This window comes from Mucilaginibacter panaciglaebae (genome assembly GCF_039539265.1).
Lineage (GTDB): Bacteria > Bacteroidota > Bacteroidia > Sphingobacteriales > Sphingobacteriaceae > Mucilaginibacter > Mucilaginibacter panaciglaebae.
Genome location: NZ_BAABCV010000009.1, coordinates 114,753 through 135,103 on the forward strand (window position 1 = coordinate 114,753; position 20,351 = coordinate 135,103).

Sequence of the window (20,351 nt, forward strand, 5' to 3'; positions counted from 1 at the left end):
AGCTTTTAAAAACTGATTATAAATATAGTAAACGCTAATCATCATTTACTTCAATTAAGCTTTCGATCGTAGTTGTTATAAACTTCTGTATTGGCGTTAAGCCATCTTTATAATCTTTTTCATCTGTAGTATATTTCCAACGAGCAATATGGTTTATAGTCCTCGAATTTGCTATTGTGCCTCGTTTTCTAATTAATGCGGCTATTTGTTTTGAAAACAATAGCACACCCCAAGTGTCTTTATCCTCTTCATTTACTTTTGCATATATTGGTAGGGTATCAAATATTCTCAAATAAATAGATGCTATTTGTTCAATTAATTCAGTTGTTAAGGACTTACCGACTTTAAGGATATTGTTTGCTGTTTCTTTCAATTTATCTTTGAAATGTTCAACAGTAACCGGCAGGTTTTCAATATTATTATTTAATATCAAGATACTTTGCTCCATCAACAAATATGCTCTCAAAACGTCATTGTGATTTGTATCTATTGCCTGTTGAAAAGGATAACTTAGTCTTTCCAAAGGGAAATCAATCCATTTGTTAATGTAATAACTCCCTCCAAATGTTGGGCTATCCTGAATTCTATGATTGTCACTTCTAACAACTTTTAACTTATCTAGCCACCTTGAATCATTATTTTGAGTGCGGTTTTGCGACCAGAGTATAAAGTCAATAACCTGTAAACCAGGATTAGTCTTGTCGGCAACTTGGATATTTATTTTAGGAAAATAAGTGACAAAAGAATTTAGATTATAAAGTGTTAGTTCAAGTAATCTATATAGGTTTTCAATCCATAATTCACTTTGTTTTTGATTGAATTGTTTTCGCCCCTCAACAATAAGGGTTACTTCTTCAAACCTGTAATCAATTAAAGGGCTAATTACTAATTCTAATGTTCTCTTGTTTAAATCCTCGATTGTATATGATTTTTTACTGTAAGCTTGATTATGGTAACTGTATTTAAAATAACCATTAACTGATTTATTAATAGATTGGCATAAATGCCAATGTGCGATTGCACTGTCAAATGAAGCATGGAAATATCCTTTTGATAAGGTTTTTAAATCGTTCTTATCATGCTGTGGTTCTGCTTTTAGTGCGTTTATTGCATCATCGATAACAGATTGATCGATTTTGGTTTCGGTTATTATTATCCCTGATCCTACTATTGACGAATTGGTTTCATTAAGATTAAATTCTGTTTCGTCAGCGTAAGCAAATACCTTCATAGGATAAAGATTGGTATATAAAGGTAACTAAAGAGCTTGCCGATTAATCGCAAGCTCTTTAATAGCTATCGAGCAAACGAGCGATAGCGAGTTGGCGACGATGAGCTAATCATTGTTCACCCACCAAGCTAAAAATGCTCCCCAGGCAATAACCCCAATTATTAGTACGCCGCGCATAAATGCCGACCATAAATTAATTGACTGGAAGTTTTCAATAAATAATGAGATAAAGTAAATTACTGCTGATCCTACAATCCAGTAAATCAGCCAACCGATAAATTTCATTTGTAATAAGTTTAAGTACCATATCAGCCTATATGGTGGGGTTAAAACACAAAAGCGCAAGGCTTGGGATCATATCTGCACTTAAAGAGGTCCTAGGAGACCCACACAGTAACAAACAAGTCCTTACACCCTGCACTTTCGTGCTGGGCGTTGACTCATCTGTTTTTACCGTGTTTTTGAATTTCCTAGGTTCCTTTAAGTAAAACAGCGAAGATTAACGCTTATATCTTATTATATGTAATATTTCTTTATATATCCAAATTCTGCTCTGATTGATTAATAAACGAAATTACGATTAATTGGTAAATAAATTGGAGTCCACTCGGAACTCAAAATTTATTTACCAATCTGTGTTAGCGTCTTCTACAGCGACTAAACTATCGCCGTTAAGGTCTTCTGTTAGCCTGCGTTTCCAATAAGTGTAATGATCGCATTTGTCAGTGTTAATTGTAATAATATCCTCAAGGTCATGTTGTGTACACTCGTAGTTTGTGTTTCGATAAGCAACACGGAACACCTGACTGTATGCTTGCTCTCCTACGGTTTTTATAATATCGCTATCGGTTTCTAACACAATTCGGTAGCAATAGTTTTTTTTGTAAAGGGTGACACTACAAAGTAGACAAACAAATTCGTATAAGTCCTGTGAAAGAGTGCCTTTATTGGGGTATTTCTGTATTAAATAGGTGCGTGATGCTGTGAATGATAATTGGGCTAAGATTTGTCGTAAGTCTGAGAGTATGTTGGTGTAAACCTTTTCAACCTCAATGTTCTTGTTACGTAAGTCAATATAAGGTTTGTGATCAATGGCAAATAAAACTTGTTTCTCATGAGGAGGTGGGTTTAAGATTTGATGAATATTTGATTGCATAGTTTTGTGGGTTAAGTGAATTAATGAACAGCTTATACTCTAGTATTATGTTATTGGATGGATTTACCGAAAACATGCACGGATATGGTACCTTTTTGGCATTTTGTTTTTGATGGAAGCCGCTTTTTCGGGTTGGCCATTCGTCTTTAGAAACGAAGTCTTTGAATATCGGACACTACGGTTTAAGTGATTTAGAGCCGTGAAATGGTTTCCATCCAAAACAGTGCGGGGGGTATGTCGTGATAGAGGGGGGACGCGTGGAACACACAACCCATTTTTATATTATAAAATTATTGAGAGATGTTATTTAAAGAAAACGACCAAGCTGTTAAGCCTGGTCGTTGAGTGAACCATATTAAAATACCGGGGTCTATATTATAGGAATGGTACTAATAATATGTATCAGTATTAATATAATAAGTATAATTATTCGTCTACGATAAATTTAGGGTTACTTAAAATTCTTGTCCAAACCCTACTGCCGTTTATGGTTTTTTGTTCTCTATCACTCACATCAAACATAAGTTGAAGAATGTGAAGCACCTTACCCGGCAGATTAAACTGCTTTTTAAGTTTTGAGCCAATTTCTCCTAACTCGGTAGTCGAACTGGGCAAATCCAGTTTAAATTTAAAAGCGTTATTAAAGGCACCAATAGCAGGGAACGGTATGGGTTTATCTTTTTGATCTTTTGTCTTCAATAAGGCTTTAACTTTCTTCTGTTTATAGCCTGCTTTCCTTATTGCTGCTAAACCCAATTTAAAATATGCATTACACAAATCGGGGTAAGTATCAATTAAATTACTTATTTCGGTATTGCGGTTATCAATTTGATAGGGAAACTCATTTGTATGCAAATGCTCCATTTGCTCAACTATTGTTTTAAAGAGTTCGGGATTGTCTTTTGGATAGGTGCGTTTAAATCTGTCTTCGTCAGACAATGGATACTCACTATGCGTAATGGTTAGTTTAAAGTTTTTAACCCTTTCGAAAGCTTCTATGAGCCTATCTCGGCTTGAATAATAACTTTTGACCATATCCTCATCCAGTCTATTATCAATTAGAAAATGATTAGTTAAGTAAGTGGTTTTATTCACATATTTAACATAACTCATCGCTTCGAGAGCCTGTTTGAACGATATTCTTTGTACTTCTTCTTCAGCAGATATGTATAACATTTTGACCGATGAAAAGCTTGAAGACTGACCATTTAAATTATGTTGAATCGCTTCTCGACTTTGATGTTTGATAGAAGAATTTACGTTAGTAATATGAGTGATTTTATTAACTCCATTTCTAAACCGCCCCATTATTTGTATTGCTTCTGTAGCGGGATCGATAATAGTATGTTCAGCAAAGAACAAATCAGTTAGAATGATAACGTCTGGTTTTGCATCAACCTCTATATCCACCGCAGAAAAGTAGCGCGAAGTATAAAAATTGTATTTCTTTAAAGGCATCAATTCGGTATATGCATTTGCAAAGCCTAATGCGTTCAATTTGGTAACACTCTTCTTAGCACAAAAAACTTGACATTGTGAGGCGATGCCTAAATATTTAATTAAAGAATATATGCCATCTGTTGAATTCATAAAGAAGCTGTAATGGTCTGCCTCATTGTTAACCAAATAGTCTTTTACAGATAGCACTACATTATTGCTTATATGTAAGTTAAATGGTTCGGCATAGTCATAAGTAGGCTTAATAACGTATCGAATAAATTTTTTTTGCGTAAACCGGGGATCGCTTGGCATAATAGGGGTAGCAGATATGAACCCTTTATTGATATATAGGAAGAAATCATCAAGAGGTTCAACTATAGTATTTCTATATCCCACATCTTGTATAGTTTTCTCTGATTCATCATATAAAAAATAAAAATCAGTAAAGGGATTAATGCCACATTTTATGAAAGCTGGTTTTACTTTTCTCAGATAAGCTTCTGGTGTAGTTAATATTTTTTTATATTTAATGTCAGATTTAAGATAGTTGATAACGTCTTGAAGGGTTGTCTTTTCATAAACACCCAGTACTATAAATCCATCTTTGTTAGCCTTTGCTACCTTACCTATTATTACTGGCACATTTGGGAAAGCTATAAGACTGTGGCGTTCACAATAAATCTCTGCATGAGTTGCCCCGCATCCTGGAATTGTTTTATTAATGAGGGCATTTGAGGGTAAGAAATTCATTATATGAGATATCTTTTTACCCTTGGGTAAATCAATTAATTTAGTTTTCATTTTATTTAAAAAAAGAAGGGGCCGAAAGGCCCCTTTAGTTAGTAATGTATCTATTCGCTCTCTCGTTGCGGATTCGTGGTGCTTAAAATCTTTGCTGATTCTTCATCAACTTTTTTAAACACGCCTTGCGCGGTCATGAAGTCGTTAAGCAGATTGCTAACGTCCGGTGAGTTTTGAATAGATAGTGTACGTGTACCATTTGGGAATTGGAATTCCACAAAGACACAAACCTGTCCTGAACGGTTTATATATTCCCTGTCTGTCATGGATAGACAGCTATGGAGATTTCTCTCCAGGGATTGGTACGTTTCATCATGGCTTAACCTGTTGCGGTTAACCATGGGCTGGGTTGTTTTATCAAACCGACTTTTGGGCATGATTTTTTAAATTTAACGTTGACAATTATGCGTTTGGGTCATATTAAATTTTATGCCCTTTGCTTATTACAAGGTCAATTTTTTTGAAATTGTGAGCATTTCATTATAACTTTTTAGTTGAGTTATTCATTCTGAAATGCGTTATAGTGAAAATCGATATCATTAGTAAACTTTTCAATATAACGTCTAATTACTATTTGTGGGTCGGTCTTTTGATGTTTAATTATATTTAATAAGCGCAGATATGAATAGATGAATTGCCCTTGCTCATTAGAGAGATCAATAGTTTTCACCTTATTAAATACGTTGTTTTGAATGCCTTTCAAGCCAGCTTGTTCTTCAAGGTATACTTTTAAAACAAACGCTAAATAACCAACTGTTTTATCATAAGAGGATATAGTTTTTAGTTTAGGCTTTCTTATTGCTGAAATGACACCGTCAATGGTTTTATCGTTTATCTTAGGTAAGCTTTCATCTAAAATATTATGATTATAAAGTGTTGTAAGTTCTTCCTGTAGAAGTTTGACCACTTTTGCAGAAGTCAAATAGTTGTCAATGGCTACTGTATTATTAATTAATAATGTACGTGGGCCTCGGTTTCCATCCACCATTTTTCTTAACTCATCAAGTTTAACAACCACCTCCCTAAGTTGCATTATCCTTTGCTTTTTGAACTGGTGATTAGCCTGTTCATCCCTCATAAACAGCTCGGTTAGGAATAAGAAATGGTCACGATGCTTTCTCCAATTCTTTAAGTTATACTCGGCTTTGAAAAGGCGTTTTAGGTCGTCTTTAATTCCAGCAAACAAATCATCCGACATATAATCGAAAGAGATAACATCTTTAATGTTCTCTATGTCCGATATTTTCCTTTTTTCTTTTAATATGTAATGGTAAGCTGTTATTAATGGATGGTAATCCTTTAAAATCTCATAGTTTACCTTGACTGTAATGCTGTTCCCTTTTGAGTTCATGAAAAACCCTGCTGTTGTAAAGCAGGATTGTAAAGGTATATTTATTGAACTATTATTTATTGGCTTATAGCATTGTCGGTATCTACTAAGAATAGATGTGTTTAGTTGCATTTTACCTATAGAATCTAACTTTTAATTATAAAATCTGCGCCACCAGATGCGCCAAAAGAGCCTCAAAACCATGTAAAAACTCTATTATTTTGCATATATTTGCCCTAATTAATTTAATGTTTAACAAGGCGTAAATGTCAGGTTTAAACTGATTAAATGATTGACAATTAGTCTCTTAGTTTTGTCTAAAACAAGCTATAGATGACTCTAGGTCCCGTAGTTCAACGGATAGAATAGGAGTTTCCTAAACTTTAGATATGGGTTCGATTCCCGTCGGGGCTACCAAACCGGACAGATCAGTTTTCGAGTTGATTTGTCCGGTTATTCCATACAAAATGCTATCTGATAATGAGGTTATTAAGTTGAATAAATTGTTAGTTTCATAGGTTCGATAATTAGACAAATCCTTATTGAAGAGTATACCAGTTGGGAATAGTAGATTTTGTAGCCTTTGTTTTATACATAATGTGCCTTTAGACCACAATAAGCTAAGATTTGAACATAATTTTAGCGCAACATCAATATAATAGTGCAGGTTCGATAAGCTTCGATTTAATTTTTTGAAATCTTTATCCAAAGTGGCGATTTCCGCTGATAGTTTATTTTTAACTTTTTGATATAGCTCATCCTCTATCTTACCAGTTGCAAAGCGATATTCTACAACTTCTAACTCATCTCTGAGTTTTACAATTATTTTATTCAATTCTAATGCTTCTTTCTTCTGCGACTGGTTTAAAGAATCGAAAGTATATGTTAATTGCTGTTTTAAAGGCGCTATAAGCAACGGATTTACTTGGAAGGTGTCTAAGTGTTCTTTAAATAAATTGTGCATTTTATCTGTGTTAATATTGGTTTTACAGCCAATGGTATTGCATTTATAATATTTAGCTTTTTTCTTAAGAATATGATAAGCTGTAAACTTTCGACCGCATTTACCACAAACCAGAGTTGACTTCAGTGGAAAATGGTCATCTTCCGTCTTATGAGTTTTTAAAAAATCTGAATTTATACCAATGATTTTGAAATGCTCTTCCTGAGTAATCATGGGTTCTTGATTACCAATTACAGGTTCATTGTTAATGACCGCATGTATATTAACACCACAGTAAAATGGATTTTTGAAAATATCGGTTAGTTTTTGGCGGTGTAAATCGAGGCCTCGTTTTTTTAACCATAGTTGAATATATGTATTGTTGTACCCGTCAAGCTTTAATCGGAAGGCCTGTTTTATAAGTTGACCTTTTTCATTTATTACGCTTTTCTTATACTTATTACCGGGGTCATGCACTTTATCATATCCTAATGGTGACTTAGTTGGCCAGCCACCGTTCAATAACATGTTTTTCATGCCGGCAACTATTTTCTCTTTACGTTGATCATTATCTAACTCACCTAATATAAAGCCTAATTGTTGCATGAATTTACCATGCGAAGTATTAGAGTCAGTCGGGTTAGTAACAGCAACTATTTTAACGCCTAAATGCTTTAATTCATTAACTATCGGAAATACCTCCGCGCCTGTTCGTGAAAAACGATCTAAAGAAAATACAACAATATAACCAACACTATATTCTGACTTTTTTCTATTAAAATTTCTAATATATTCGAGCATTCTACCAAATTCCTTACGGTCATCTGTTTTGGCGCTTTCATGTGTTGCACCAAATTTTTTAAGTATTGATAAATGATTCTGTAAGCAATACTCCTCACATCTGATTAATTGAGTTTCTAAACTATGGTTATTCATAGCTTGCTTATTAGTCGATACTCTTGTATAAATTACTGCACATTGAGACAAAACAGGAGATTTTGCCTTAGGAACATCATTTGCATGTAGGCTTTTAAAAATATCTAAGTTATTCATTCACTGATATTTGATTTATAATACTCATAAAAAAGTAAAGATAATTGATATAAGTTATTTATAACTACCTCAGCATCAGATATTTCTATCAGTTCAAATCCGGGATACTTCCTTAACTCTTCAAACGTTAATTTACCTTTTCTATCTGCTTCACCTGTATTTGACATTGTACAAACGTTGCATTATCCAAAGCTGCAAGAATAACTTGTATGTAACTACTCTCATTAACTGACAAAAGCTAACGTGTGAATAACAAGCCAATAAATAATCTATTAAAACAAAGTCGTAAAAAATTAAACTGCAGCTTTAAACGAAATTCAAAGATTTACAACACCTAAGTCTTTTGAGGTGGGAGTGAGGGACGTTGTGGCTGTGGCTGTGGTGTTGTAGTGACGTAATGTCTGTGGGGTGGTGGGTGCCGTTAACCGTTGTCACAACAAAGGTCAAAAAAATATTTTAAATATCAAATTCAATCAAGTGAGCCAGGGTTTTACTTAGCATTTAAAATAATATGACTAAAATGGCAAGTAAAGTTTGATGCCAAAGGACAAATTAAAGTCACTTTAATTATTTTGGTTATGTACCAATACCTGTGTCACCAATTCTGAAATGTATTCGATCTTCGTATCATCTTTTATTAGTATTTCATAATCACCATTTCCCCAATGGCCAATATTAGAAACATCTCTCGCTAAATTTTCAGGATCTGCCAATTTCCCTTTTTTCAGATTTATCCAAATTTTCAATGACTTTTTAAGAATAGTTACATCAACGATATTTTTGTTTTTTTTGAATGCTATATAATCTTTTAAGGGAGCAATTATAATTTCTGAATCTAAACTAACTATAAGAGATTTTAATTTATGATAGAGTGTAGAAATTTCTTGTGGTATACCTGTTAGGTGATCATCTTCGGTATACAATTGCTTTTTTGCCGATAAAACTTCTTTTTTTACAAAAGTGTGTATTTCAGGTATACTTTCCTTAGCGACAACCTTATCAAGGTTGGTCCTTGTAGCTATTTTGCTTACTTGCGTGTTTTTAGCAGGAATTTTAGCTGCGTGAGTTTTTTTAATTTTTGTTATTAAATCAAAAAGTTTAGGGAAGTTCTGGAAATCACTTTTCGAGAAAGACTTTGAATTTTCAGCTAAAATATTCTTCGAATCTTCTTTAATTTTTTTATTTATATCATCGATTGATTTATTCCCATAATTACCAATCGATTTATCAAAAGCCTCACGTAGTGCTGCTTCATACTTCTCCGGCAAATACATATTTTCGATCGTACATGACGATGTATGATTATCAGGTTTAATGAGGGCAAATGCAAAAAAATTATCATGAGCAATCACGTCTCCTTTTAATTTCCTATAACCGCAATTGGTATCATCGCGATTAAAACCTGCTTTGTTTAAAGTATCAAGCCCGGCTGAATCATTGTCATAAATACCGATGTATATAACATCATTTTGGATATTCGCTTCGTATAATCCATTCATGAAAGGATGTATTTTGCTTTCTCCACCTAATGAAAAAATATCAAAATCAACCTCTGTGTAATCACTCCTTAGCATCTCAAATGCATTGCTTATGTGCATTTTATCATGTTTGCCTTCTACTAATAAAATAAGCTTTTTTTTACTTGATAAGAATGTGCTTTGCTGATGTTTATTCCAAAACTCGTCTGTTAAATCACCTATAATTTCTTGTTTTTTTCTTTCGATTATTTTCCCACTATTAACCATATAAAGATTATTGTCTTCCATTGATTGGGTAACCGTAGGAGAATGGGTTGTTAAGATAATTTGCCTATTGTGTTTATATGGTTCAAAAATTTTTACTATTTGTTCTTTATTGTTTAAATGTATGTGTGCATCTGGTTCATCAAGAATAAACAAACTATCTTCTTGTTCGGAAAATTCAAATGCCGCCTTAATAAGTAATAACTTTTTCTCTCCTTCGCTCAAATCCTCTACTGTTAAATAGTCATTAAATTTTATAGTTATATCATCTATGATCTTTGTGTTTTTTGGGGAAAAAGCCAGATATAAAAGCTTATAAACATCATCTGGTATATATTGATTTTCGTCAATTATTTTTTTAAATTCTGTGAGAGTATATTCAGATTTAATGTCAATTTTTTTAACAAAATCCAATACCACATTATCGTTATACTCCGCATAATTGGACTTCTCGTACTCAAATTTTATTTTATTTATTTGATCAATTTTTAATGCTTTTTTCACAAAATTTTTATTGTCGTCCAAGTCAGAAAGAGCCAGGCTAAGAAGGGATATGGACCAATAGTATTTATTTAAATACAGCATTTGTGGCATTTGATTCAATGATTGTGAAATGCCTATATTCTTAGATTTATTGATGGTTTTTATGAAGTCGTCATAAAAAGGGAAAAAACATTTGGCCCAAAGCCTATCTTCTTCACCACTATAAATAGCAACAACTTTTTTGGGTAAATATTCTGAAATCGATATAACAACGTTATCATCAACATGAAAAGTAAGCTTGGACTTTTTCTTGTCAATTTTTATGTTTTGACCAGATTGATTGTTGTATTCTACGTAATAATCAAACGAAACATTTTCATTCGACCTATACAGACTTCTAAAAATGTAACTTAATGCTTCAAGCAAGTTACTTTTTCCACTGCCGTTATTACCAATTAAAGCGATAATATCAGATTGATGTACTAAATCAATATCTAAATTTTTATACCCTTCGATCTTTAAAGATTTAACTTTCATTTGGCAAATAGTATTTTTTGAAATTCACTCTTGGCTATCATTTCAATAGTGTCACTTTTAGATTTTAATTGAAAAATTTGAGTTCTGATATTCTTTATATGAGTCACCATCGTTTTTTGAAATTCTAATGATTCTGGTAAAGGGATAAAAACCTTTTTTAAATTAGAAATACCCAATTCAGTTTGTTTAGTCGCTTGAGCAGACTTGATATCGTTAACTTGGTTCTGTCCATAACTGCTATTGAATAATTCAACAAATAATTCTGGGTCTATAACCGACACATTTAATCTCAATAAAAGTATATGGCTATCATATAATAAGCCTTGATGATTTTCTGTGATATAACTTGCCCTTCCAATTGTACCCTCCCCGGTAGAATTTATCAAAACATCTCCTACTCTGGTTAAGATTTCCTTATCAATAGAATCAAACCATGTTTTGTCTACTGTTTTAGAAAACTGCAAGTCTATCTCATTCCACCTATTACATTTTTGATTAAGTATAAATGCACCCGTTTTGGAGCTATATCGGGGACTTTTGCCCCGGAATATATTAACCGCAATGTCCGGCCTATTTGAAATAGACACGACATTAAAGTGCTTAGAGTGGTTATTTGATGAAGAGATAATTTTATCTAACCCCCATTCAGATATTGAATTAAATAAAACGACTTGAAGCCCCTTTTTTCTTAATCGTCCAGAAGAATTATTGAGTCCCAATTCTTTAAATATATATTCTTTTATTCCAATTTCTAACTGGGTTATCCTTTCATTTATTTGCTTGGATTGATTGATTGCTTTGTAATAATCTGAAACAATCTTCACCTGTTCTGTTAGCGGCGGTAAAGGAATTTCATAGCCCAGAACATGATAAGGGCGTATCGCCGCATAATTTGTACTTCCAGTCGATTTGATTTGTCTTGAAAACTGTTCTTGTTTTATAATTATGCCGAGATATTCAGGAGATAATTTGGCTCGGTCGATTTCAAATAAAAAATAGTGGCTACTCACGATTGCGCCTTCTAAGTTTTCAGGTATTATACCATACCCGCCTACTTTTGCATCAATTTCAGCAACTAAAAAATCATCAGTTTTACAAACTTGCTGTTTTTTGATCTTAATTTCTGATCCAAATACCTCATCTCTTAAGGCAACACCTCGCGCCCTAATTTGAACGCGGCACCTTTTGTATAATTTATTGTCATCAATTATAATTGATGTTTTCCTTTGAACAAGTACATCGCGCAACTTCACCAACGGATACAGGGATGCAATTACATTAGTATTGCTTAACGTATAATAGTCCCAAAAAGTAGTGTTTTCGAGCTGGCTGAATTTTAAATATTGATAATCGACTTCTAAATTCATTCTCCCTCTCTTTTATAGAGCATAAAATATTTGTGGTTTAGAATCTACTGGCAGATTATCAATAATAGGTATCCTACAAACATTTTCATCTTTTAAAATCTGGTAGTTAATGGTAGTAGATTTTTCCCGCCATAATTTATTATTTGTCCTATATAATTTAAATTCTTTGGCTAATGGTTCTAACTCGTTATCAATAGGTGATCCAATACTACTTATTCCCGCCTTCTCAACTTCTGCAATAGGTATTTCGTAATTAAACTCTTTTTTGATCTGCTCCTTTATTTCATTCGCAATAATGTCTTCAAGTTGTTTTAGTTCTAATCTCAATACGCTCTTTTCCTCTTTAGGCAAAGCATCCTTTCCTTTTAAACTAAGTTTTTCAGATATCAGATTGATTCGAGGATTATGTTTTCTATTAACGGCTATTGTCGCATTGTTGGAAATATCCTCCCATTGTTTTGCTTCATCATCTGTGAATTTTTTAAAGAATAATAAGCTTGGCTTGACCATTGCCCCACTTGCTATAAAAACATCTTGGGGAATAGATGTTATTAAGAGTATTTTTGCTTTACTTTCAATATAGTCTCTTATCCGTTGAAGGTTTGTATTGTTTAATAAACCCTCAGGTAAAACAATTCCCATTCTACCTCCCGGTTTCAATAAATTCAGACACCTTTCAATGAATAAGACTTCAGTGAGAGTGCTCATACTGCCAGTTTCATATAAATCTAATACTGATTTTCCAATATTGTCATTTATCTGTTTTAATGCGTGGTCGTATGCTGCCCCATATTGTTTTTGGTACTTCTCAATTCTCGTTGCATCAGTGAATCTATCTCCTTCCGTTATTTTCAGCGATTTTTCTACTCTGCTACCAAAAGGCGGATTGGTAAAAATTACATCAAATCTGTTTTCGAAAATTCCATTAACATTTAACAATCCGTCATTATGATGAACACCTCCATGACCATCTCCATGCATTATCATGTTCATTTTGGCAGTTCTTGCCATTCTTGGATTGGCATCTGTTCCAAAAATGCAATTGTGTGATAAAACATGATATCGACTTAGGGGATTGGAAATATCAAATTCATGATTTAATTTATCAATTATTCCTTGTACTGTTTTATCAATTCTTTTTTGATCTTCTGTAGTCCCATTTTTGTAATCATCATCATAATAAGTGTCTTTTATGGATTTTATCTGTTTCCTAATATCTTCGTCTATTTTATTTCTTACATATTCAAAAGCAGTAATTAAAAATCCACCACTCCCACAACAAGGGTCACAAATTTTTTCTGTCTCGTTAGGATCAAGAATTTCAACCATATAATCAACCACAGTTCGAGGTGTAAAAAATTGCCCTAACTCACCTCTAAAAGTTTTACCTAAAAACTGTTCGAAAGCTATTCCTTTTACGTCATCGGATGTGTCAGAAAGATTGAATGCTTCTAATTCTTCAACGATCATCTCAAAACTATTTCTCTTTATTCGTATTTGATCTTTTTGTTCAAATATTCCATCATTTTCAAATTTACTTTTTGTTTTGCTGAACAACACCTGCATATAATCTTGATCTAATGACGGGCTTTCTTTTTTTACTTCAGGGCGAATTAGCGCCTCGTAATGCTTTTCATCGGCAATAAACTTTTCTTTTGAAAAAATCATCTCTTCTTTCGATTCACGCTCAAACATTATTTTCATAAATAGCACTTTGCTTATTTCATCAAAGGCTGCTTCTGGAGACAACTTGTCATTATTTCGTATAATATTATGGCATCTGGAAAGTAATTTTGAAAATTGATCTCTTGTGAAAGTTTTATTTTCCTTAATATACTTGTTAATTTTTTTCTCATCAAACAGATCATCAGCTTTGGGTATTTCTGTGAGTTTTTCTAACTTCTGTGGCGCATTGTCTTTAACAATATGAAATATTTTAGTTTCTTTTAAATTGTGCGCTATGAAAAAATTTGCATTTACAAGAGAAGCAAGATTATATCCCATAGAATAATCAGATTCTTTTATTTTAATATGTTCTGCTTTACATTCTACTGTAATGATTATGGAAGGTATAGAACTCTTCAACTTATCCTCTTCCGACCGCCAAATGGCAATATCAGCTTTATACCTTTTTTTAACGTCAACATCCTGTCCTAATTGGTTGATCTCATAACCGTAGGTATTTACTAATCTACAGATGAAATCTTGTTTTAAATTTTCTTCAGGGGTGTTGTCTACCCATATATTTTTTAACGGAACAAATATTTTATTCCCTTTTATTTCGACGTTCATCATTACTTTGGCTCTTTAGTTGAGATAATTAATTCTCTTACATCCACACCTAAGAGCTTAGCGATAATCACGAGATTATCCATCGATGGCTGTACTTCATTAGTGCACCATCGAGATATTGTTGTTTCATTTTTTTCCAATTGTTCGGCAAGCCACTTATTTGTTTGACCCTTCTCGGCTAAAACGGCTTTTAATCGGTTGATCGCTCTTTTATTCATTAAAATAGGCATAAAATGCAAATATATCATCTTGCAAAGATGATAGTGAAAGTACGATTATATTTGGTATATGTTCTAATTTTATTCGTTATCGATTATCTTGATTACATTACCGTCTAAATCAACCTTTGCTTTTACATAATTAATGACTTTACCGCCAAAAGAATTTTTGCCACGGAACTTTGTTACTACAATCAAATACGATCCTTTGTCGGAATACGTAGTTTCTATATGTTCATAACTGTCCGGGTCATTCATGTTTCCTTTTATATAGCGTTCGAGTTTTATGTGAGCCCCACTCCAAGGACTAAATTGATATTTAATTTTTTCCTGACGATCTTCTGCCGATTCCTCTGTAACAGTTACCGTTCCATCGGCATTAATAGAATCTGTTGTTAAACTTTCTTGGGGTGTATGTTTTTCAATTTTATCATTTATATGCGGTTGCTCTTTTTTTACTTTAGGGTGTGAGCCTTGGTCACTAAGCGCAGCGATGATTACGAAGGCAGCAATGCCTATTATCCATAACATCCTTTTTTTCGCTTTTTTCTTTTGAAGTTTTTGCTCTTCAAGCATTCTCTGAAACACTGGCGGTAGGTCTGATTGAGATTTCATTTTTATAAAAGTTAAGGTTATGTTATCTGCCCCTAATAACTTACTATAAAAAAGCAGCGTGGGACATTAGTTGTCCGTAGCTGAGGTACTGGTATACCTGAATACAAAACAAACTAAGCCCAAGCTGTGACGTGAGCATCCAGTTCATTCTTTGTATTCTTTAAATTACCAGTTTTCAGCTACAAGAATTTCTAAACGCTATATTTTTACCGATTAAACGGGATTTGTATTTATCTACATGTCATTTTTGTTTTATTCAAAAGTAAATCCTTTTTTGTCATATCGCGAAACTAAGCCGTTTTATTGTATCTATCATATAGTCTTTGAACTTGTACCACATGGAATACACAGTCCTTACGAGTTTTGAACCCTAATGTATTTAATTCTTTCGCTATAAAGGCGAAAGATTTTCCGCCATTTTTCATTGAAACTATTAAAGCACCAGCTTTGCGGTTATTCTCATTAGATACGGCATTTCGTTTTTTTGCAACAATGCCTTTAAGTTTCGCCTCAATAGTTAAGTTTTCAGGCTTACCCAACTTATATCCTAAGCGTTTCTTTTCCTGTAATGCCAGTTTGGTGCGATGACTGATCATCTCGGCTTCTTGCTCTGCTAACGCAGCAAAAATGTGTATTGTGAATTTATTGGCTGTTGGCATATCACAGGCAATAAAATCAATACCGCTTTCCATCAGACTCGTGATGAAGCGTACATTTCTTGCCAGCCGATCAAGTTTAGCAATAACTAAAATACTATTATTTGCTTTAGAAGCTATTATAGCATGTTGGAGAGCCTCTCGATAATTTCCTTTGCTCGTTCCAGATTCTATGTCAGTAAACTCTTGTAGGGGCTCTATGCCTTGTAAAAATGTTAAAACCGATGTGCGTTGAGATTCAAGACCCAAGCCTGAATTACCCTGCTTTTGTGTACTAACCCTGTAATAAGCTACATATGTTTGTTCTTTGTTCATTGATTTACATTTTATAAATGGTGGTTTATGTTTTGTAAACTATTCAGTTATAAAAAAAACCTACTCAGCTGAATAGGTTTAACTTCGTTTCAATTATATGTTTTTCCAGATGTCCTTGTTTGTTAATATGAATCACGTCAAAACCAATTTTAAGTAATTCATCTGAGATTAAATGTTTTCGATGGCAATTGTTTTGGTCACCTTCACTGCACATTAAAGTTACTTTAATGCCTGATTTACTAAATGACAAAATTTGCTGAATACCAGACTTAAATAAATCCGTTTGTTTTATCGCCTCATAACTAACCTGACCATTACAATATAAGGATTGGTCTTTAGGGCGTCCACCTAACTCATTTCCTAACCATAGGTATGTAATTTCCACGTCATTAAGGCTGGCTTTTAAATTAGCTTGTCGAAACTGAGGGCTGAAACGGGAATAGGGTAAACTTCTAACATCAATCAATATATCTATTTGGTTTAATTTTAGTAGATTGATAAAGGCTTCAATTCTTCTGTTCCCATGTCCAATTGAATACGTAATTAATTGTTTATCAGGTACTTGATTCATATATAAAGATAAATAAAAATTATATAATTTTCAATTTTAATCGCCTGAACCCCTTAATTTCAACTATGTCAGAATCAATAACCCCCCGCATCTTATCGATAAAAAATAAACTTGCTTACTTAAAATTGATGGCGGCTTTGGTCCGGAATTTAAATTATAAGGAAACAAATGAGATGATCATTGAAACAAAAGCGTTTTTTGACACCTCATCTCAAATAGATATAGCAAATAAAATTGACCACATAGAATTGAATATCGAAGAAATGATTGGTCCAATACTACAAAGGTTTCCACCCAAAGTTTCAATTGCAAACATTGCAACCATTTTTAATAATGCATATTTAGAAAATGATCAATTATTTGAAACAGGTTTGACTATCGGTTTTCTTGATAATTTGATGGATTTATCTGCGTTTAAATGGTATTCCGATATGCCTTATCAATATCGAATAGCTATTGGCGCGCACAAAGGAAACGGTGGTATCGAGGAAGATTTTTTGTTAAAAGATGCGTTCGTGTTTTATGCGAAAGCACAGCGAGCATACAGACAGTTGTTGAGTCATTTTGACAAATTAAGTAAGCAAGGGATTAATATATCGCACCCTAATTACCATGATGCCTATAAAGGATTAGTCGATCTTAAATATGAAGTTGCTACTTATTGCCGTTTAACGGTGATTTCCTTTTTTTCCTTTATTGAGTCATTTGTAAATAGCATCGGACATAATTATATATTGCGGTTCAAATCAATTTTAACCGATAAGGAAATATTAACACTTAGAGGGATGCACAGGGATAAAGAAGGTTCATATCTAAATCTTAAACAAAAGATAGAAAAAATACATCAGATTATCAGATCGGATAAAAAGCAAATAATTAATTTGACAGATATCGCACAGCAAAAAGAGCCTTTTAAAACCTTTTTCGATTATTACGAAGCATTAAGGAATGCGTCGGTGCATTTTTCGCCTGAAAAGGAAAATATATGGCTTGGCCCTGAAGAATGGATCACAAAAGCAAATAGTTTTTGTGATCTCGCTTTAAAAGTGGGGCTTGAAATTTGGGTTGCTTGCTATCCGAACTCAGACGGCCCCGCATATTTAGGAAAATTAAATAAAGAAATACATTTAAAAATAGCAGAAAAGCGCTTGGCGAATATTGATGTTTTAAAGTAAGCCAGTCGTTTTTAATGAGTGGTTGATATATTTGTATCTTAAACTTAAGTATGAACCCTTTTTTTGATATCAGTACAAGTGAGAATCTTCCGCCAGAAGCGTTACCATTAAATAATTTAGGCAATCAACGCATAATGGCTATGGTTGGAAGGCCAAGTAGGAACGACTGGGGAGGGCGATCTTATGAAAGCAACGCTATTTATACAGACACGGTGCCGGAGGATTATGATGATCAATTCGCCTATAAACTTAATAAATGGAAACCCGTTTATGATATCGATAAAGTAATAAATCATCATTATGATTTTTATCTTTCAGAAAATTCACATGGCCACGATAATTTTTTGAAACACATGCGATATGTCATTTTGCCTAAATTGAAAAGCCGGAAAAGTAGTGAAGCGTGTATAGAGTTATTTGAAAAATGGCTTGATATTAAAATGCCAAATAGCCGATCAAATACACCTCATATAGTTAACAATTCCATCAACTTAGGAAACATAAATGCACCTGTGCAATTTCAGCAGAACTCTGAAAATTCCGTTCAGACACAATATAATTATTCTCAAAAAGATCAAGTCAAAGAATTATTTAATTTGTTAACTAAGGATATTGAAATGGTTAATGAAAAAATCAGATCGGACTTCGCTATGGAAATGAACTATGCGGTGGCGCAGTTGGCAAAAGACAAAGATATTAAACCACAATTATTAAGTATTGGTGGAATAATAAAAGATGTAGGTATTGGAACATTTACTAATCTTCTTGCCTCACCAATATATGAAATCGTTAAGCCAATGCTTGGTCTATAAATTTTGCCTTTTATTTTTTTTGGGAATGTACAATGGAATCGTATTAAATTTTTGTACATAACCCGATTTGAGATAATTGTATGTTTCCTTTTTATCATCCTTGTCAAAAATAGGTTTTAATGCTGTAAGTATATTATTGGCAATGTTGGAACCTTCTTTTCTCTGCGAGGCAGAGAAATCAAAAAACTTAACCAAATTATTTGCCTGCATACTCATACTCATATCAGGCAAAGAAATGTAACCTTTATCGGTTAATTCATGTATCAATTCAGCAAATTCTTGTTGGGATGCAAGCCAATTAATTTTAAAATTGCTTTGATTAATGAGGTGAGTTGGCGTAGATTTAGATGTATAATAAGTTGGTTCGTGCATTTTTATCCGGTCAGTTAATAGAGCAATTAATATTTCGGTCATCTGATCCGCAACTGCTTTGGGGATAAAAACATTATTGAAAAAATTTAGCTGGGTATCTTCCTCTTTCCTAATGTCGATGTAGAAGTTAACCAGATTCTTCATAATAATTAGGTCATCATTGATACAAGCGAACACGGGACCATTTTTAAGGGCTGTAATTGCTTTTGCAAAATCAAGAAATATATTATCGATCCACTCATCGATATATTCACCTAAATCCAACAAGATACTATCTCGTTCTAACCCGTCAAGTTCTTTCCTGTGCTCGGTTTGTGTGTCATTTAATTCCTCCAATTCATGGTATTTTCGATACTTGCGCTGAAAAGAGTTACTAATAGCCACCCCATCGTTTTTCTCAGAAGTGTATAATGGGAATGATGCAAAATTGTTGATATACCAATCACTCAATTCCTCTTTTGTTGGTTTATAAAGGTGGTTTTTATGGCAGAAATATGTCGTCCTGGGTTGCTGGCCTTCAGTAAGTAATAAATCAGCAATGATGTCACGCTGCGGTTTAAAATGATCTGTGGAAGTTATCATGCGTTATTTTTATCAAAATTGCAGAACTTGCTTTCTAAATCAAACTACAAATCAATTACGCAATTCAAGCGATCATCATGATACTCAAAGATTCTCAAGCAATTTGCAAGAAAGATTAAAATATTTGTATCAGGGGGTAAATACTTTTCGATTTTTCTAATAACGGTGCTTATTGCATTCCCATTCGAATCATATTTAACTTTTAAATGAGTTTCGGTATGTACGGTGCCTCTTGCCCTATCCAATAGTCCTTCTCTGGCTGCATCTCTCAGCAATGCCTTGAAGTTTATTTCATTATTGATTAAAGCCTTTTTATATAGAACGTGGACTTCGTGGACAAATCCACGCCTATAACCTTCATTTTTTATATCTTCTTCGCTTAAGTTGGGCTGTGCCCAGCCTTGGAAAGTGTTATACTCAATTCCCTCAGCTTTGCAGCATGTAGCTATGGTATATTCACCTGTACTGTATAACTTACATATCCTTTTTGCTTTGTCAATTTTCATTGATCTCGGCAGTTTAAGCTTAGCATTCATCATCTATTTTAAAGTAACTTTAATGCGGTTAGATACTTACTGTGTATATAATCAAGAATTTAACTTAGGAGCCGGTAAACTGGAATATAATTCACTTATAATTGATGGGCTGGAATTTATAAAG

The 20,351-nt window shown here is 33.3% G+C and carries 19 protein-coding genes and 1 tRNA gene; 3 read left to right on the forward strand and 17 right to left on the reverse strand.

The window, feature by feature from the left end:
- Positions 1-34: 34 nt before the first annotated feature.
- The 6 genes from ABD772_RS13360 to ABD772_RS13385 all read right to left on the reverse strand — a co-directional run bounded on the left by ABD772_RS13360 (position 35) and on the right by ABD772_RS13385 (position 5,979).
- The gene (locus tag ABD772_RS13360) at positions 35-1,231 is read right to left on the reverse strand and encodes a hypothetical protein (protein WP_345105270.1); all 1,197 of its coding nucleotides are present in this window, start codon (positions 1,229-1,231) and stop codon (positions 35-37) included.
- Positions 1,232-1,336: 105 nt separating this feature from the next.
- Complete coding sequence (locus ABD772_RS13365) at positions 1,337-1,516, reverse strand: hypothetical protein (RefSeq protein ID WP_345105272.1); 180 nt, start codon at positions 1,514-1,516, stop codon at positions 1,337-1,339.
- A gap of 340 nt (positions 1,517-1,856) precedes the next feature.
- Positions 1,857-2,387, reverse strand: coding sequence for a hypothetical protein (locus tag ABD772_RS13370; protein WP_345105275.1), 531 nt, complete (start codon positions 2,385-2,387; stop codon positions 1,857-1,859).
- Positions 2,388-2,813: 426 nt separating this feature from the next.
- Positions 2,814-4,628 (reverse strand): hypothetical protein, encoded by a 1,815-nt coding sequence (locus ABD772_RS13375; protein ID WP_345105278.1) that lies wholly within the window; start codon positions 4,626-4,628, stop codon positions 2,814-2,816.
- A 50-nt stretch (positions 4,629-4,678) separates the two neighbouring features.
- Entirely contained in the window at positions 4,679-4,846 is a 168-nt protein-coding gene (locus ABD772_RS13380; protein ID WP_345105281.1) for a hypothetical protein, read from the reverse strand.
- 281 nt (positions 4,847-5,127) lie between these two features.
- Positions 5,128-5,979, reverse strand: coding sequence for a hypothetical protein (locus ABD772_RS13385; protein ID WP_345105284.1), 852 nt, complete (start codon positions 5,977-5,979; stop codon positions 5,128-5,130).
- A 321-nt stretch (positions 5,980-6,300) separates the two neighbouring features.
- Here ABD772_RS13385 and ABD772_RS13390 point away from each other — a divergent pair.
- Positions 6,301-6,375, forward strand: a tRNA-Arg gene (locus tag ABD772_RS13390).
- On the opposite strand, the gene ABD772_RS17585 is transcribed toward ABD772_RS13390, so the two are convergent.
- The 9 genes from ABD772_RS17585 to ABD772_RS13430 form a co-directional block, all read right to left on the reverse strand.
- Complete coding sequence (locus tag ABD772_RS17585; RefSeq protein WP_425562834.1) at positions 6,335-7,954, reverse strand: recombinase family protein; 1,620 nt, start codon at positions 7,952-7,954, stop codon at positions 6,335-6,337. The two genes, ABD772_RS13390 and ABD772_RS17585, sit on opposite strands and share 41 nt — an antisense overlap.
- On the reverse strand, positions 7,951-8,121 hold the full coding sequence (locus ABD772_RS13395; RefSeq protein ID WP_345105287.1) for a hypothetical protein: 171 nt from the start codon (positions 8,119-8,121) through the stop codon (positions 7,951-7,953). Before ABD772_RS13395 ends, ABD772_RS17585 begins: the two co-directional genes overlap by 4 nt.
- Positions 8,122-8,517: 396 nt before the next feature.
- Positions 8,518-10,716, reverse strand: a complete 2,199-nt coding sequence (locus ABD772_RS13400; protein ID WP_345105289.1) for an AAA family ATPase — start codon at positions 10,714-10,716, stop codon at positions 8,518-8,520.
- The gene (locus ABD772_RS13405) at positions 10,713-12,083 is read right to left on the reverse strand and encodes a restriction endonuclease subunit S (RefSeq protein WP_345105292.1); all 1,371 of its coding nucleotides are present in this window, start codon (positions 12,081-12,083) and stop codon (positions 10,713-10,715) included. The genes ABD772_RS13400 and ABD772_RS13405 overlap by 4 nt, the downstream gene beginning before the upstream one ends.
- Before the next feature lie 12 nt (positions 12,084-12,095).
- Entirely contained in the window at positions 12,096-14,378 is a 2,283-nt protein-coding gene (locus tag ABD772_RS13410; RefSeq protein WP_345105295.1) for a type I restriction-modification system subunit M, read from the reverse strand.
- A complete protein-coding gene (locus ABD772_RS13415) occupies positions 14,378-14,623 on the reverse strand; it encodes a helix-turn-helix transcriptional regulator (RefSeq protein WP_345105298.1) in 246 nt (81 codons plus the stop codon). Before ABD772_RS13415 ends, ABD772_RS13410 begins: the two co-directional genes overlap by 1 nt.
- A gap of 51 nt (positions 14,624-14,674) precedes the next feature.
- On the reverse strand, positions 14,675-15,208 hold the full coding sequence (locus ABD772_RS13420; RefSeq protein WP_345105300.1) for a hypothetical protein: 534 nt from the start codon (positions 15,206-15,208) through the stop codon (positions 14,675-14,677).
- Between the two features lie 290 nt (positions 15,209-15,498).
- Positions 15,499-16,179, reverse strand: coding sequence for a recombinase family protein (locus ABD772_RS13425; RefSeq protein ID WP_345105302.1), 681 nt, complete (start codon positions 16,177-16,179; stop codon positions 15,499-15,501).
- Between the two features lie 64 nt (positions 16,180-16,243).
- Positions 16,244-16,750, reverse strand: a complete 507-nt coding sequence (locus ABD772_RS13430) for a DUF488 domain-containing protein (RefSeq protein WP_345105305.1) — start codon at positions 16,748-16,750, stop codon at positions 16,244-16,246.
- Between the two features lie 65 nt (positions 16,751-16,815).
- On the opposite strand from ABD772_RS13430, the gene ABD772_RS13435 reads away from it, so the two are divergent.
- Both ABD772_RS13435 and ABD772_RS13440 read left to right on the forward strand, forming a co-directional pair.
- On the forward strand, positions 16,816-17,925 hold the full coding sequence (locus ABD772_RS13435; protein WP_345105307.1) for a hypothetical protein: 1,110 nt from the start codon (positions 16,816-16,818) through the stop codon (positions 17,923-17,925).
- A gap of 50 nt (positions 17,926-17,975) precedes the next feature.
- Complete coding sequence (locus tag ABD772_RS13440; protein WP_345105310.1) at positions 17,976-18,737, forward strand: hypothetical protein; 762 nt, start codon at positions 17,976-17,978, stop codon at positions 18,735-18,737.
- On the opposite strand, the gene ABD772_RS13445 is transcribed toward ABD772_RS13440, so the two are convergent.
- The gene (locus tag ABD772_RS13445; protein WP_345105313.1) at positions 18,732-19,691 is read right to left on the reverse strand and encodes a hypothetical protein; all 960 of its coding nucleotides are present in this window, start codon (positions 19,689-19,691) and stop codon (positions 18,732-18,734) included. The two genes, ABD772_RS13440 and ABD772_RS13445, sit on opposite strands and share 6 nt — an antisense overlap.
- Positions 19,692-19,735: 44 nt before the next feature.
- Entirely contained in the window at positions 19,736-20,197 is a 462-nt protein-coding gene (locus tag ABD772_RS13450) for a hypothetical protein (RefSeq protein WP_345105315.1), read from the reverse strand.
- Positions 20,198-20,351: the final 154 nt, after the last annotated feature.